The sequence below is a fragment of the Agriterribacter sp. genome (assembly GCF_035497235.1).
Classification (GTDB): domain Bacteria; phylum Bacteroidota; class Bacteroidia; order Chitinophagales; family Chitinophagaceae; genus Agriterribacter.
The window spans coordinates 1-15,824 of the sequence record NZ_DATJEB010000003.1; the positions used below are offsets into that span (position 1 = coordinate 1).

Consider the following 15,824-nt stretch of genomic DNA (forward strand, 5'->3'; position numbering starts at 1 on the left):
GTAGAAAATATTGCAATAATTTTCTCCCAGTCTTGCATCATCTATTCCTCGATATTCCCAATCCATTGTATTTTGCAAGGAAATATCCATTTTCAGTCCGATCCCATTCTTCTTCCTTCTTAATGCTATATCTTCCCTGCAATCCAGTATAATATACTGAAAATTATAATGGGGCAGGTCAACAAGCTGCACCAGCAAACTACCAAAGCTGCTCTCCACAGTAAATACCTGGCTGCCTTCTATTATGTATCTCTCCAATCTCGCAGGTATTTCCCGGGTAAATCGTAAGTCACTCCCGCCAGGAATACTTATATTCAGATCTGTTTCTTTCATTTGATAGGGATTTAGAGGGAATTGGTGCACTGGGTTTTGCATAGTCATAAGATATAATGAAAGCTATCTGCTTGTCTAAAAATAAATGTTGCGCTTGCGGGGAAAAGATTTGACTGGCAGTCTTTGCTTTGATCTGTACTTGTATGCCGGGAATATTATTGCTGCAACATTTAGTGGCTGGAAGTAAAATTAAAAAACAGTGGACGAAAGTAAAATGGTATCAACTTCATTCGCATAGAGCAAACAGCATTCTGCATAGAGCAAACCGGCTTTGGTGTAATCGTTTATTCTGAAAGTCTTGCCTGACAAGCGTTTTACTTTCCCCAAAAAAATATTTTTTTCCCATAAAACTTAAGGTCTTTATTTATATGTTTTGCACGACAATACCGCATTCTGCATACAGCAAATGAGTGCTGGTGTAACAGATTTTAAAAGGCTTTTAAAACTGTTGAGGTTTGATGTGTAAAGACAATGTTGATGTACACAACAATTCATACACATTAAAATCAAAACAAATGGAAAAGACTAAAAACATCTTCGAAAATGCGATCAGCATTGAAGAGCTTGAAACAAGATTTGAAATGTCATCTACCGGACTGGGCGCTGTTTTAGCCAACCCATCCTGTATTGGCCCTACGCCGCCCTTTCCACCACAAACCGGGAATTAATGAAGTGATACATAGCCAGCTTCATTTCAGGAATCTGCAAGGATTCCTTTTTTGTAAACGGATTCCCGGTTCTTGTGCACATCAATTTGTCTTAAAAAAACATATAACCATTACCATGCACAATTTTACATTACAGGTAGTACCGGAGAAAAGGCAGTCAAGGCATATACTTATAACCATTGATGAAAGAATATACACCATCAGTGAAACATTGTACCATATTCTCACAAAAAAGCAAACGGGAGTTTTATCAGACGACCATATCGCCGATACGTTAAACACTCAATTTGCTACTGAAGCATTTACCGGTAATTATGTGAAAGATGCAGTTGCAAAAACAATAGATAAGATAAATCCTGTCAAAAGTAAAAACACGGTTCACCCGCAATCATATATTTTATTTCGCCGGACGATAGTACCTGAAAAAAAAGCGGGAAAACTTTACCGGCTTTTATCTTTCCTGTTCATCCAAAAATTATTTGGTGTTTTATGTGTGGGATCTATAGTCGCCACTGTATGTTTTTTCTGGCAAAGTGATCCATATTTGATTCTGGCAATCTATAGCCATGCTTCATCCTATTTTTCGGTTAGCAGCCTGCTTATGCTATATGCAATTTTTCTACTCATCATTTTAGCTCATGAAACCGGGCATGCCGCTGCCGCATCGAGATTTGGGATAACACCAAAAGAAATAGGCATCGGGTTGTATTTTATTTACCCCGTATTCTATACAAATGTTACAACGATATGGAAACTTCCCTCCAACCAACGGATTATTGTAAACCTCGGCGGAATATATTTTCAATTACTTATCAATATCATTTTGATCTTGTTGTTTTATACAACTTCCCTCAAATCCGCTTTTCTTTTATTGGTCATCATTAATTCAGCCAGTATACTCTCTTCACTAAATCCATTTTTCAGGTTTGATGGTTACTGGATTTTTTCTGACTGGTTCAATTTACCGAATCTGCGGGCAAGATCGTTAGGGCTGTTGGCAAAATTAGTAACGGGAAAGATAGTTGGCATTCCTGTTTCCCCTGCTTTGGCAGTATATACTATTCTGAATACCCTGTTCTGGTCGTCTTTGGGATATTATCTCATCAGGTTCCTGGCAGAACAGCTTTCAGGTTTGCCGGATATTATTTCAATGGAGCACCCGGCCACCTATAGTAACATAATCAAACTATCTATTGGAATTGCAGGATTATTGTTTGCAATTCTATTACTCGTTAAATCCGCTTATCAAACCTTTAAAATATTTCGCCATGAAACCAGGTAATTACATTCAACAAAGGGATGAACTGATTAACAACTTTGCCACTAAGGTAAAGATCAAACAGGACGATGCCCTGAATGCACAATTTAATATTGTCAGCGCGGGGCTGTATAATTATTTACCGTCAATTCCTTTTAAAAAGCATGAAGAGATTTTTGTAAATATCCTGCTGTACCAGCAATTAAGCATGCTGGAACAATCGTCTTTTGAAGTATTGGAGCACATAACCTATGAAAATCTTGATAGCAATACTGAAACAATATTGAGAAGCCGTCCTTCTATTATTTGCACTTTTCATATGGGCTCATACAGGGCGATCAATCTTTTCCTGGCAAAACATAATATTCCCTATTCATTGGTCATTGCCAGTAAAGTGATTGAAGAATCCGGCAAACTGTTTACCGGTCTTTATAAACAATTGCCCGGAGAAAACAGGATAGACAAATTTTCCCTGATTGACGCGGAAGCTCCGGGATCGGGTTTACGTATGCTAAAAGAACTGAAAGGCGGAAGGAGCCTGTTATTATACATTGATGGCAATACAGGATCAGGAACTAACACGACTAATAATACGAACTGTTGTACCATTAATTTTCTTCAGCAACAGATCTTTGCCAGAAAAGGTATTGCCTACCTGTCTCATGCAACAGGAGTACCCATAATTCCCGTTGCATCCTATAGAAAATCACTCAATGATATACGGTTAAAGTTTTTCAATCCAATTTATCCTGACACTATTACCGGCCGGACAGAATTTTCAATGAAAGTAACACAACAACTATATGACTTGGTAGCTCCTCTCATCAGGAAATATCCCAGTCAATGGGAATCCTGGTTATATCTTCATAAGGTAGCCCGCGTTGTACATCAAATGAGTACACATTGCAACACGCATAAAAAAATACCCGCCGACAGCGATCAATTTCGTTTTAATTCATCCGGATTTGGTATTTTTAGAGAAGAGCAAAACTACTTTTTATTCCAGAAAGCTGGTTATATTTCCTACCCAATAGACAATAGTCTGTATGCCTTGTTATCTGCCTGTTTTGATAACCCGGTTCTAAAACGAAACATCAGTGATGGGCTATTCAATCAGCTTTACGAAAAGGAAGTATTTGTATTTGCCTGATCATGGTCTAAAAGACTTCAACTCAAATACTACTTTATGGCTGCTTTACTCATTGAAAGCAAGAACAAACAACTAATTATCGGCTTGCATCTTGCCGGATGGTTTATGTACGGGGCTTTAATGAACCTGACCCACCGGCTTTCCACACCTACTGTAACCATTACAGATACGGTATCCGCACTCATTCCTTATATCCTGACATTTTATGTCAGCCTTGCTTGTTTCCACTTGCTGAAAGCGAAAAGGTTTGTCGTAGGTGTTGCCGTTTTCGTTGTTGTTTTTATTACGATGTCTGGTATTGGCTATTTTTATGTGTACTGGTTTTTACCAAGGAATGGGATCGTACTTTTTTTAGATTCTGATTTCGGGCTTTTCCTGTCACAAGCGATATGGGGCTTTTTTTACATGTTCTTTTCCGCTGCCCTGTATTATATCATTCCACTGCTTTTAAAAAATGAAAGAAAGCTGAGAATAACTGAAAATGAGAAAATGCAGCAGGAACTGGAGAACGTGCTATTAAAACAGCAGGAGTTAAAGGCGCAGCAGGAAAAGTTACAGTATGAAAATGCTTTTGTCCGTTCGCAGATCAATCCGCATTTTTTGCTTAATACACTTAATGTGCTTTTTTCACAGGCATTGCCTCATTCAGAAATGCTTGCTGCCAATATCAGGAAGTTGTCTGAGATGATGCGTTATTCTCTGGACAGCATACAGTTTGAAAGTGATAAGGTCCCGGTGCAACGGGAATTGGATAATCTTAAAACCCTGATTGAAATAAATGAAATGCGATTCCCTTCAGCTAAAGTTATTGATTACCGCATTGAAGGTGAGGCGGGCTCACAGATGGTACCGCCTCTATCGTTAACTACCATTGTAGAGAATGCTTTTAAATACGGCGACTTAAAAGACCCCGGTAACCCTTTGCAGATAAAGGTGGTGTTTCATCCTGAGCAGTTCTACTTCTATTGCCGTAATAAAAAAAGGAAGCAAAAAAATAATATCGAAATATCATCTTACAAGATCGGTCTCTCCAACCTGCGCAGGCGATTGGATGTTTCGTTTAAAGGCCGGTATCTTACTAAGGTAGAAGATGAAGAGGATTTTTACACTTTTGAATTAACTATAAACGCTATCCACTATGATTAAATGTGCCATAATTGACGATGAACAACCTGCTATTGATGTAATTCAATTTTATATTGACAGAATGAGTCGGCTACAATTAGCCGACCTGGAATTAACGGGCACGGCGACCAATCCGCTTACCGGGCTTGATATGATAAAAGAACAAAAGCCTGATGTTGTTTTCCTGGATATTCAAATGGACGAAATGAGCGGGCTGGAAGTAATGCGAATCATCAGCCCCGAGACCAAAGTGGTATTTTGCACGGCATTTTCTGAATTTGCGGTGCAAAGCTATGACCTGGAAGCCGTGGATTATTTGATGAAGCCGGTGGAATTTGAGCGGTTTGTGAAAGCGGTGCAGAGGGTTGCTGTTAGTTTATCCGCTCCTCTTTTACCCATACACAATATCGTTGTAAAGGATTATGTGTTTGTAAAGACAGAAAACAAGGGAAGGATGATTAAAATTGATTTTAACGATATTGATTATATAGAAGGCCTGCGCAACTATGTAACATTTTATCAGGCAAACCGAAAAATAATAGCCCATTATACGATGAAAGAAGTGGAAGATTTATTACCTGCCGACCAGTTTATGCGGGTGCACCGTTCATACATTGTAGCCGTTAAAAAGATCAGTGAGATCCGGGGCGGGGAGTTAATATTGAAAACGACGCCGGTGCGTATCCCTGTAAGCAACCACTACCGGGAAGATTTTTTGATCCGGACAGGTAATAAATAAATAAGAAATATTATTGGTTTGGCGTATGGCAAATAAAGAAATAACAATTCAGGTTTAAAAGATTTAAATTCGGCTATCTATCACCTCTCCGAAAGTTGTAAGATATGAAGAGCTCAACCTGGCAGGAAACAAAAGAGGAAATTGAACGGATTGCCGTTCTTAAAAAATATAATATTCTTGATACTCCCCCTGATGGCTGTTTTGACCGGGTGACAAGATTAGCAGCTAATATTCTTAAAGTACCTATTGCAATTGTCACAATTGTTGATACAGACAGGGTTTGGTTTAAATCAAAATATGGAATAGATATTAATGAGATAGACCGCGAGCCTGGCTTATGTGCCTCGGCCATTCTTTCTAATGAATTATACATAGTCGAAGACGCTATTTCCGATCCGAGAACATTATCAAATCCTCTTGTTGCAAGTGAATTTGGGTTACGGTTTTATGCAGCAGTTCCATTACAGGTCCGGGATGGTTATAATCTGGGTACTTTATGCATTATTGATAAAAAACCCCGAACGCTTTCAGCAGAAGAAAAGCAAATATTAGAAGATCTTGCACAAATACTCATTGATCAACTGGAACTGCGCCTGGAAGCCCGGACAGCAAATTTTCAGCAAAACCAGGTGCTTAGCTTTGCCGCTCACGATTTAAAAAACCCGCTTGCTACCATTCTGATGTCTGCTAATCTTATCAAAGAGGAAAGCAAAGCATTACCTGGAATGATTCATCAGTTGGGCAACAGCATTGAAAGAGCCAGTAAACGAATGACTGTTTTGATTAATGAATTACTTGAGTCAGCGAAGAGGCTTACGAGCCAAATTCGTTTAAAGTATTCCCAGGTTGATTTCACAGCTATCGTTAGTCGTGTAGCAGCATCTAATCTTGTATTGGCGAATGCTAAGCATCAAAAGCTTTTTGTAAATATTAATAGCAACCCCTTAATCCTGGGAGATGAAAGCCGTCTCTCAGAAATAGTTGACAATCTTATCAATAATGCGATTAAATATTCACCACCAGGTACAAGTATATCCATATCATTAACAGAAAAAGATAGAATTGCAATATTGATGGTAAGTGATCAGGGCCCGGGTTTATCAGGCGATGACCTGCAAAATCTTTTTCTTCCTTTTATGCGTCTTAGTGCACGACCAACCGGCGGTGAAATATCAACCGGACTTGGATTATCTATAGTGAAGTTCCTGGTTGAAGCACACGGAGGAAGAATATGGGCGGAAAATAACAAGGATGAACCGGGCGCCAGGTTTGTGGTGCAATTGCCTTCTGTTATGCTGCAATAAAGTGAAAGTCCTATCCCCTTCAATTTATATATATTTCTTTATTACCGATTTTTAAATGTTAGCTTTTTGCGTCAGCTTATCATCTGCAAACACCTATGCACATGATGCATATAAGTGGTTATCCTTATTAAATGCTTGCAGTTTGATTACGCTATATCAAATAAAATAAATTAGTCACCCGTTTCATTTGATTTCAGTGAAGATTATAGTAATTTTCTAATCGTCTTACTACCTGTTAGTAAGAAAAGAGCTGGCAGTTTCAGAATGGCTCCCCTGGATTAACGAGTGTCCAAGCTTCCATACATACTGCCTACAGCCCTGCAATTGTCATTTGTTGTTAGCAACGAATGCCTGTTGTAGCATTTCAAAGGACACTTGTAATAATTAATTAAACGCATTTATAGCGCGACGCAATCAAGAAATGAAACCTATTCGCGATAAACAAATCGCCAGGTGTTTCCTTGTGTGAATGAATTGATCTAACAATTAAACCCTTGCCCATGATTACACTAATCCGGTTACTGCAGGCATTTTCGCCCATGAGCCACGACCTGATAAATCATTTTTACGGGATCGTAGAAGAAAAGGAGGCTGAAAAGAAAAGCTATCTTCTTAAAGCGGGGAAAATATGTCAAAACGTTTATTATATAAAAAAGGGATTGATTCATTGCTACATAAAAGGCAAAGAGGAAGAAGAAATAACCACCTGGTTTATGAAAGAAGGTGATATTATTATGTCACCAGTCAGCCTGTACAAGCAATCTCATAACCGGCAATATATCCAGTGCCTGGAAAAATGTGAACTACTTTATATTAGTCGCAGTCAGTTGGACAGCATATACGAGCATCATCCTGAATTTAATTTAACCGGCAGGTTAATAACCCAAAAATACAATACACTCCTGTCCAGGTATAATTACATTACCAGGATACGTCGTATGGAGGAACGTTACCGGCATTTTCTGGATCATTTCCCCGACCTGGCTAACCGTGTGCCTGCAAAAGTTATCGCTTCCTTCCTGGGAATGTCTGTATATCATTTTAGCAGGTTAAGGCATGCCGGTCATAAAACAAATCATTGCCAGCCGCAACAATAATCCTGGTTTTATTGCTATTTCACAATCATAAGAGACTATTTATAGTCAAATCACAAAACAAATTACTAATCTGCAAACTATTTTTATATAAGCAAGCCCTGTTACCTGTCCATCTCATTTTACTATTATCGAAATATAAATACATGAGATCGTGCAAGTTTTTGAAACAGACTTATATGATAAACTAAAGGGTGCATTGAAAAAGATCATTGCTGAGGAACATCATCGTTTTATGCAAATAAGGCAATGCATCAATGCTTGCCAGGATGCAATCACCGAGTTGAAATCTTATGTTCTCCAAAAACCTTTTGCCGGTTCATCGGAAGAAATACATTTCTTTAAGGAAGTACAACCCAGGTTCTATTGCCAGTTCATTTACTACGTAAAGGTCTGCAGGATAGAAACGAACCGCCCTGCAGGCAGTGACAAAGTCCTGCTGAAATATCTTCGTGTACAACTTCATAAAATAAAACACTTCTTTTATAACAACCGGGATCTTTATCAATACTACAGAATGGGCGCTACTTATCTTGATGAAACCTATTTCATACGGGGGAGGTCTGATATACAGCTATTGCCGGATGCCCTGGCATTAACCATAGACCCCGGTTTCAGCACTATACAAAGTTACAAGCTTGCCAAACTTCAGGCCAATGAGCTTCTCCGTATTTATATAAATCGTGCCATCGCGGAAATCCAGGGAACAGATGATCCGGCGACAATTCATGTCAATAAAAAATCCGTGCTGCAGTGGACAGGTTCCAAAGTTGCATTGATCGAATTGAGCTATGCTTTAAAAGATGGGGGTGTTTTTAATAAGGCAACAGCGGATGTAAAACAAATCATCGCCTGTTTTGAAGAGGTATTTAATATTGAGCTTGGAAACTTTTATAATGTTTTCCAGGAAATGCGTATGCGCAAGAAAAACAGAACAAGTTTCCTCGATTTATTAAAGGAAAGACTGGTTCAGCACATGGACGAGGCGGATGAAGGGTATTAAAAGGCATATATCGGGATGCTACTTACAGGCAAAATATAGTTAATAAAAAATATTTTTCCATCTATGGAAAAGGAATCACTAAAAATTTGTAATGAAATCGAAATTTAAAAACAAGTCATTGTTTCTCAATCAATGCGCGGTTATAGTGTTTTTAATAATTTTCTTCAACGTGTTCTGTTCTTTAGGCTTTTACAAAGTATTTATACATAAAAAATTATTCTGTAGTCTATCCGTCTATTGATCAATTCCTTAAATTTTATTTTTCCCGACTCGGGATTAACTATTGAAAAATGATTTTTTGGTGCGCCCATATTTGCAGTAGAAAATCTATTGCAAATGTTTACATCAATTTCATGGAAGACTTACCTGACAGCCATAATAGTTCTGGCAGTTATCTATTACCTCATTATCGCAATCCTTTATTACCGTAAAGATATTCAGAAACGAGTTTCCGGTTACAGTGGGTCAAAACTACGCAAGCAGCCGCCTGCCGTTGCTACCAGCGAGGAAGATACTAATGTAACAGCATCCGCTTCACAGGAAAAGCGTAACAAGGATGATGTTTTACTACCCGCTACTTATGAATTAAAAAGGGAACTGAAAGAACTGTTTGAAAAATCTGCGGCCAATAATTACCCTGTTTCTGAATTACTCAGGAGCATACAATTACTCCTTAGAAGTTATCCGCACCTGCAGGATACGGCTTTCCAATATGCCATCAACAATTTTATCAAATCTGAAATTAAAGAACTGTTTGACATTCCTATCCCGGATGCTGATTTAGCAAAAGCATGGGTGGGATAACCAGATATATTTCTAATAAGTAAACATACAATGAATATGAACAGGATAAAACAAAGAATAGCTATTGCAGCGCTGCTGCTATTATCGCAAATAGACGCTATGTCTCAGGATGGTAATGCCGGGATAAACGAAGCCAATACTAAAGTGCGTGGATATTTTGATTCCGGAACCAACCTGATGTACGCTGTAGGTGCCGTCCTCGGATTGATCGGCGCAGTTAAAGTATACCAGAAGTGGAACTCTGGTGACCCCGACACGGGGAAAGTGGCGGCCGCCTGGTTTGGCAGTTGTGTATTCCTTGTGATCGTGGCTACTGTCATCAAATCATTTTTCGGCGTTTAAATTTCTTTTATGCAAGAGATATTAATAAGAAAATTAGAAGAGCATATCAGGATAAATAATCCTGACCTGTTGCTGCATCTGCAAATGGAAAAGGCAGATGTTGACTACCTGCGCGAAAAGGTTCAGCATGTTGAGCCATTGCTCAGTGAATTGTTAGCTGCGGACATACCACTTTATATTATTGAAGATAGCTGCATGGATGTGTTGACGCTGGATCTGCGCCCTTCCAAGTTTAATTATCTCTTGCTATTACTCCAGGAAAATTTTCCCATCCACTATGAACGCTTCGGTATGAGCGGGATACTGCTTCTGGAGTTGGCTAACCTGGTCGCTTTTTGCCAGCCCCTGTTAGATACACTGGGGTTTAATGAAGAAAATGAAACAGATAAAAATTCAGATAACACTGTAATACAGGCAATGCAAGACTATTTACAAAGTAATTAAGTGAATAAAAAATTGAGACGTGGCTTATAATCCTCTACATAAACTAAATGATAATATTGCGGCGATCCGTATTGGGTTGACAAACAAAGTTCCATCAGGTCCGGAAATAAAACTGCTGCAACGTTACAGTGGTTTCGGCGGTATCAAAGCCATTTTATATCCTGAAGGGATAAAAGAAGAATGGTCTAAGCTTGGTGCAACCAATGCAGATATGAAACTGTATGATAGTGTCCAGCAGTTACACCGGCTATTACATGATTCATTCAGTGAACCCGAATACAAGACGATCATTGAATCTCTGCGCAACAGTGTTTTAACTGCCTTTTATACACCTGCGATCATTCCAAAAACATTCTATGAAATACTTGAGCAACAAAATATTGTTGTAAGGAATTTGTATGAGCCAAGTGCTGGCAGCGGTATTTTTATTACCGAAGCTGTACGTGCATGTAAGGGTTTGCGAAATGTAACAGCGGTTGAAAAAGACATCCTGACCGGAAAAGTATTAGCTGCTTTATGCAAGGGATTATCCCTATCAACGAAAGTGCATATCTGTGGACTGGAACAAACACCTTTGCATGAGAATGAAAAGTTTGATCTGGCTATCAGTAATATCCCCTTCGGAAATTTTCCTGTTTATGATCCCGGGTTTACCGACCCCTCTATTTCCGGCAAAATCCATAATTATTTTTTCGCAAAAGGAATTGATAAGGTAAGTAATGGCGGCTTACTCGCTTATATCACCACAGATGCATTTCTGAACAACCCGTCCAATCAATCCGCCAGGGAATACCTGTTTAGCCGTGTTGATTTTATCAGCCTTAGTGTAATGCCCGATAACCTGATGAAAGATACCGGCAATACCGAAGCGCCAAGTCATTTACTGGTCGTTCAAAAGAACACCGGGAAACAACAACTATCCGCGGAAGAACAATTACTGCTTCAGACCGTAACCAGGGAAAACCAGTTCGGTACTTATCAGCTTAACCAATATATCGACCTGCATCCCGGATGTATTTGCGGCAGTGAAATAAAGGAAGGTAAAAATCAGTATGGCCATGCGCATCAAACGGTATGGCAGCACGGAGATATAAGCGGCATTGCCGGAAAATTATCCGCAACTATCAGCGAAGGGTTTGAAGGAAGATTTGACGCCAAAGCATTTAAAAAATCACAACAGCAGGAAAACATTGAATCAGTCAAACAAGGAGCCATGTTGACCTTTCTTGAACTGCCTGAAAATAGAACAGACAATACAGGGATACAATTAGGGTTATTTGATGCTGCACCTGTAGAGAATATCAATCGTGCAATGGCATATATCAATGAAGCAGATACATCCGTAGTGCAAAAGCAAACGGCAAGAATCGCAGGCATCGTCAAAACAACGGAGCATCCCGAACATGAAACTATTGTTTTGCTAACTGCAAAAGGGAAAAACAGTCCTTTCTATATTTATAAGCTGCACTCCAATGTAAAAGAGATCGGGCTATCCGCTAACTGGATGAACGGTTCCTCTTTGGGCAACAAGCTGGAGAGATTATCAGTCCAGCTAAAAGCATTCGAACATGATTTCCGTTATGAAGGGGAAAAATATTTTGCATCATCTCTGGGACTTGCCGGCAAGCAAGAGTACTTCACGGGGTTAAAGCCTCATTATAAAGAAGGAACATTGGTAATTCACCAGGAAAGGGCTGGCACTCTCCATCATTTAGATCAGGATCATGACCGCTCGGAATTCAAAGCGTTTTTAATGAATGGGAAAAGCACATCTTTCTACCGGCAATACATAACTGTAAGGGATTGCTATTTTGAGTTATCTGAAAAGGAAAATGCAGCCGGTATTGAATTCAGCGTATTAAGGGAAGAGCTTAATCAGGCTTACCAGCAATTTTACTCTCAAAATGGTTGGCTCAATCAACCAGGCAACCGCAAACACCTGTTAAATGATGCGCTGGGGTTTATTACACTGTCTTCACTGGAGCGTAAAAATGGTGAGCGATATGAAAAAGCAGATATATTTTATGAATTCCTGCATAAAAAACAGGAAACCTATATATCTGATGACCCACTGGAAGCTTTGGCACGTTGTTTAAATGAAAGGGGCCGTGTAGAAATTGATTTTATTGCCAAAGCTACCGGCAATACGGATGCGCAAGCCATTGCAGCATTATCATCGCATATATACCTGAATCCTTCCACCGGCCAATGGGAAACCGCTGACCAGTATTTAAGTGGTAATGTAGTAGCCAAACTAGAGGGTGCCCAAAAAATTGCAGCACAAAACCCCGGGGATACTCAAATAAACAGAAGCCTGGAAGCTCTTATCAAAGTACAACCGGAAAAAATCCCTTTTGAGCTACTGGATTTCAACATGGGAGAACGCTGGATACCCATTGAATACTATACCCAGTTTGCTTCCCACTTATTTGAGCAGGACATTAATGTCCATTATTTCCCTTCTATTGATAGTTTCAAAATAACGGTTGAAAAACAGAACGCCAAGGTCCTTATAGAATATGCGGTAACACCCCGCAATGGGAAACCTATGTATGGCAATGCTATCCTGGAACATGCATTGGAAAACACAGCTCCATTCTTCACGTATGAAGTAGAAGTCCCGGATGGAAGAAACATCCGTGTTCCTGACAACGAAGCAACGCAGCTCGCCCATCAAAAAATTGAATCCATACGTACCCGTTTTACAGAATGGTTAAATGAACTGCAGGCAGAGGAAAAAAAGAAGATTGAAAATTTATATAATGCTATTTATAATTGTTATGTACTCCGGGAATATGATGGCAAACATTTAAGTTTTCCCGGCTTAGATAAACAGGCACTCGGCATTACTGATCTGTACGATTCTCAAAAAAATGCAGCCTGGCGTATTTTGCAAAACAGGGGTGCATTGGTAGATCATGAAGTGGGGCTGGGTAAGACGCTTACCATGATAATTGCAGCTCATGAAATGAAACGTCTTGGCATCCTGCATAAGCCGCTAATCATTGCCTTAAAAGCAAATGTGTCGCAAATTGCAGATACTTACCGGAAAGCCTACCCATCTGCAAAAATCCTTTTCCCTGGTGTAAGTGATTTCTCGCCCGCCAAAAGACAAAGCTTATTTCATGCGATCAAAAATAATAACTGGGATTGCATCATACTTACACATGACCAGTTCGGAAAGATCCCGCAATCGCCCCAAATACAAAAAGGAATTTTTGAAAAAGAACTGGAGAACCTGGAACGTGATCTTGCGACACTTAAAGACCTGGGTGGGGATATTTCCAAAAAAATGCTGAAGGGACTGGAAGTAAGAAAAAATAATCTCTCAGCGGGCTTGCAGCAAATACTGGATAAGATCGAACAAAAAAAAGACACCGACATCAATTTTAAAGAATTGGGTATAGATCATTTGTTTGTAGACGAAGCTCATAAATTCAAGAATCTCACATTTACCACAAGGCATAACCGGGTGGCCGGACTTGGTAACATAGAAGGAAGCCAGAAGGCACTCAATATGTTGTTTGCCGTCCGCACATTACAAGACAGGTTTCAGACTGACCTGTGCGTTACTTTTTTATCCGGTACCCCTATTTCAAACAGCCTGACGGAAATGTACCTTTTTTTTAAATATCTGCGTCCCCGTGAAATGGAACGTCAGTGTATTGAAAACTTTGACGGATGGGCAGCAGTGTTTGCAAAGAAAACAACAGACTTTGAATTTTCTGTTACCAATGAAATTATAGCGAAGGAACGTTTTCGCCATTTTATCAAAGTGCCGGAGCTGGCTTTGTTCTACAATGAAATCACCGATTATAAGACGGCCAAACATATCAACCTGGATAAACCACGTTTGGCAGAAGAATTAGTGAACATCAGGCCTACTGAAGAACAAAAGACATTCATCAGGAACCTGATGGCGTTTGCAAAAACCGGCGATGCAACATTGATTGGCAGGCATCCATTAACAACAGAAGAAGACAAAGGCAGGATGCTGATCGCTACTAATTATGCTAAAAAAATGGCAGCGGATATGCGCCTTATTAACAGTAACCGCTATGACGATGATCCGGGAAATAAAGTCAGTACCTGTGCGAAGAAACTCGTTCATATTTATCATGAAACTGTAGCGCACAGGGGCACTCAAATTGTTTTTTCTGACATTGGCACACCCAAACCAGATGAGTTCAACCTCTATGATGCGCTCAAAGAAAAATTGGTGAATGAGTTTAACCTTCCTTCCCATGAAATAAGCTTTATCCATGACTGGTCAGATCATAAAAAGCCTGAACTCTTCCGTAAAATGAATAGCGGCCATATCAGGATACTTGTCGGCAGCACAGAAAAAGCCGGAACGGGCCTGAATGTTCAGCAGCGGGTAGTTGCTATGCATCACCTTGATATTCCCTGGAAACCTGCCGAGCTTGAACAACGCAACGGACGTGGCGCAAGGCAAGGTAACCAGGTTGCTAAAAAGTATTACAACAATGAAGTGAAAAGTTTCATCTATGCCGTAGAACAATCATTGGATAATTACAAATTTAATCTGCTGAAGAATAAACAAACTTTTATCAGCCAGATGAAGAACAGCCAACTGAATGTGCGGACAATTGATGAAGGCGCCATGGATGAAAAAACAGGGATGAACTTCTCAGAATACATCGCCATTCTATCCGGTGATATCTCGTTGCTCGAAAAATCAAAGCTTGAAAGAAAGATTGCCGTACTAGAAAGCCTTCGTTCCGTTCATTTCAAAGAGACAACCCGTTCAAGGCATAGCCTGGAAAGATTACGTAATGATCACGAATCCAAAAGCTCTATTCTTTACAAGCTAAGTACTGATGAAACCGATTATAAAAAGCAGCTATTATATGATAAAGATGGAAGCAAGTTAAATCCTTTGAAGCTGGATGGGCTCAATAGTGCAGATCCTGAAATGACAGGGAAATTTATCATTGATCTTTATCTGCATTGGAAACCGCCGGAGCAACACCTGATTGATCGCAGGATCGGTAGCCTCTATGGTTTTGATTGTTGCATACGCCGGCAGCAGGAAGGCTTTGAAGATAACGGATTATTCAGCTATCGCTATCACAATTCCTTTTATATACAAAGTAAAGAGGGAGGCATTAAATACACCTACAACCAGGGACACCCGACTGCCGATAATCCAAAGCTTGCTGCACGTCATTTCCTGAATGCACTTGACAGGGTCGTGAAAATAAAGGAACAATATGGGAAAGAACTGGCAGAGATTGATATGAATATGCCGGTGCTTGAAAAGCTTATCGTCAAACCATTTGAAAGAGAAGAAGAGTTAAAATCATTGAAGCAGGAGGTGTCAAGGCTGGAGCGGGATATCTCCCTTAAAATAAAAGAGAACCAGTTGAAGCAGCAACAACAAAGAGATGATGAGCCGGGTAGTTCAAAAGAACTGCAAACGACAGAAGTTATTAAAGAAGCGCCTGTCATAAAAATGTCGGATGGCAAGCAGAGATTGAAGAAGGAACAAGTGATTGAACAAAAAACAAGAAGGGCTAACAGGTTTAAACTATAATAA

Annotated in this window: 13 protein-coding genes; 12 read left to right on the plus strand and 1 reads right to left on the minus strand. The window is 39.7% G+C overall.

Annotated features, from left to right (window positions below; all coding sequences use genetic code 11):
• On the minus strand, positions 1-333 hold a 333-nt coding region (locus VL121_RS00180; protein WP_325400955.1), incomplete at its 3' end, for a hypothetical protein.
• Positions 334-848: 515 nt separating this feature from the next.
• Between VL121_RS00180 and VL121_RS00185 the strand changes: the two genes are divergently transcribed.
• From VL121_RS00185 to VL121_RS00240, 12 genes are all read left to right on the plus strand, one after another.
• Positions 849-1,001, plus strand: coding sequence for a hypothetical protein (locus VL121_RS00185; protein ID WP_325400956.1), 153 nt, complete (start codon positions 849-851; stop codon positions 999-1,001).
• A gap of 115 nt (positions 1,002-1,116) precedes the next feature.
• Positions 1,117-2,283, plus strand: coding sequence for a site-2 protease family protein (locus tag VL121_RS00190; protein WP_325400957.1), 1,167 nt, complete (start codon positions 1,117-1,119; stop codon positions 2,281-2,283).
• A complete protein-coding gene (locus VL121_RS00195) occupies positions 2,270-3,409 on the plus strand; it encodes a lysophospholipid acyltransferase family protein (protein WP_325400958.1) in 1,140 nt (379 codons plus the stop codon). Before VL121_RS00190 ends, VL121_RS00195 begins: the two co-directional genes overlap by 14 nt.
• A 36-nt stretch (positions 3,410-3,445) precedes the next feature.
• Positions 3,446-4,555: a sensor histidine kinase gene (locus VL121_RS00200; RefSeq protein WP_325400959.1), complete on the plus strand. Its 1,110-nt coding sequence runs from the start codon at positions 3,446-3,448 to the stop codon at positions 4,553-4,555.
• Positions 4,548-5,273, plus strand: a complete 726-nt coding sequence (locus tag VL121_RS00205) for a LytR/AlgR family response regulator transcription factor (RefSeq protein ID WP_325400960.1) — start codon at positions 4,548-4,550, stop codon at positions 5,271-5,273. Before VL121_RS00200 ends, VL121_RS00205 begins: the two co-directional genes overlap by 8 nt.
• Before the next feature lie 104 nt (positions 5,274-5,377).
• The gene (locus VL121_RS00210; protein ID WP_325400961.1) at positions 5,378-6,577 is read left to right on the plus strand and encodes a GAF domain-containing sensor histidine kinase; all 1,200 of its coding nucleotides are present in this window, start codon (positions 5,378-5,380) and stop codon (positions 6,575-6,577) included.
• A 500-nt stretch (positions 6,578-7,077) separates the two neighbouring features.
• Positions 7,078-7,674 (plus strand): Crp/Fnr family transcriptional regulator, encoded by a 597-nt coding sequence (locus tag VL121_RS00215; RefSeq protein WP_325400962.1) that lies wholly within the window; start codon positions 7,078-7,080, stop codon positions 7,672-7,674.
• Positions 7,675-7,825: 151 nt separating this feature from the next.
• Positions 7,826-8,674, plus strand: a complete 849-nt coding sequence (locus VL121_RS00220; protein WP_325400963.1) for an RteC domain-containing protein — start codon at positions 7,826-7,828, stop codon at positions 8,672-8,674.
• A gap of 336 nt (positions 8,675-9,010) precedes the next feature.
• The gene (locus VL121_RS00225) at positions 9,011-9,478 is read left to right on the plus strand and encodes a hypothetical protein (protein WP_325400964.1); all 468 of its coding nucleotides are present in this window, start codon (positions 9,011-9,013) and stop codon (positions 9,476-9,478) included.
• A gap of 36 nt (positions 9,479-9,514) precedes the next feature.
• Positions 9,515-9,820, plus strand: coding sequence for a DUF4134 domain-containing protein (locus VL121_RS00230; protein ID WP_475364167.1), 306 nt, complete (start codon positions 9,515-9,517; stop codon positions 9,818-9,820).
• 9 nt (positions 9,821-9,829) lie between these two features.
• Entirely contained in the window at positions 9,830-10,264 is a 435-nt protein-coding gene (locus tag VL121_RS00235; RefSeq protein WP_325400966.1) for a hypothetical protein, read from the plus strand.
• Positions 10,265-10,283: 19 nt separating this feature from the next.
• Positions 10,284-15,821, plus strand: a complete 5,538-nt coding sequence (locus VL121_RS00240; RefSeq protein WP_325400967.1) for a helicase-related protein — start codon at positions 10,284-10,286, stop codon at positions 15,819-15,821.
• Positions 15,822-15,824: the final 3 nt, after the last annotated feature.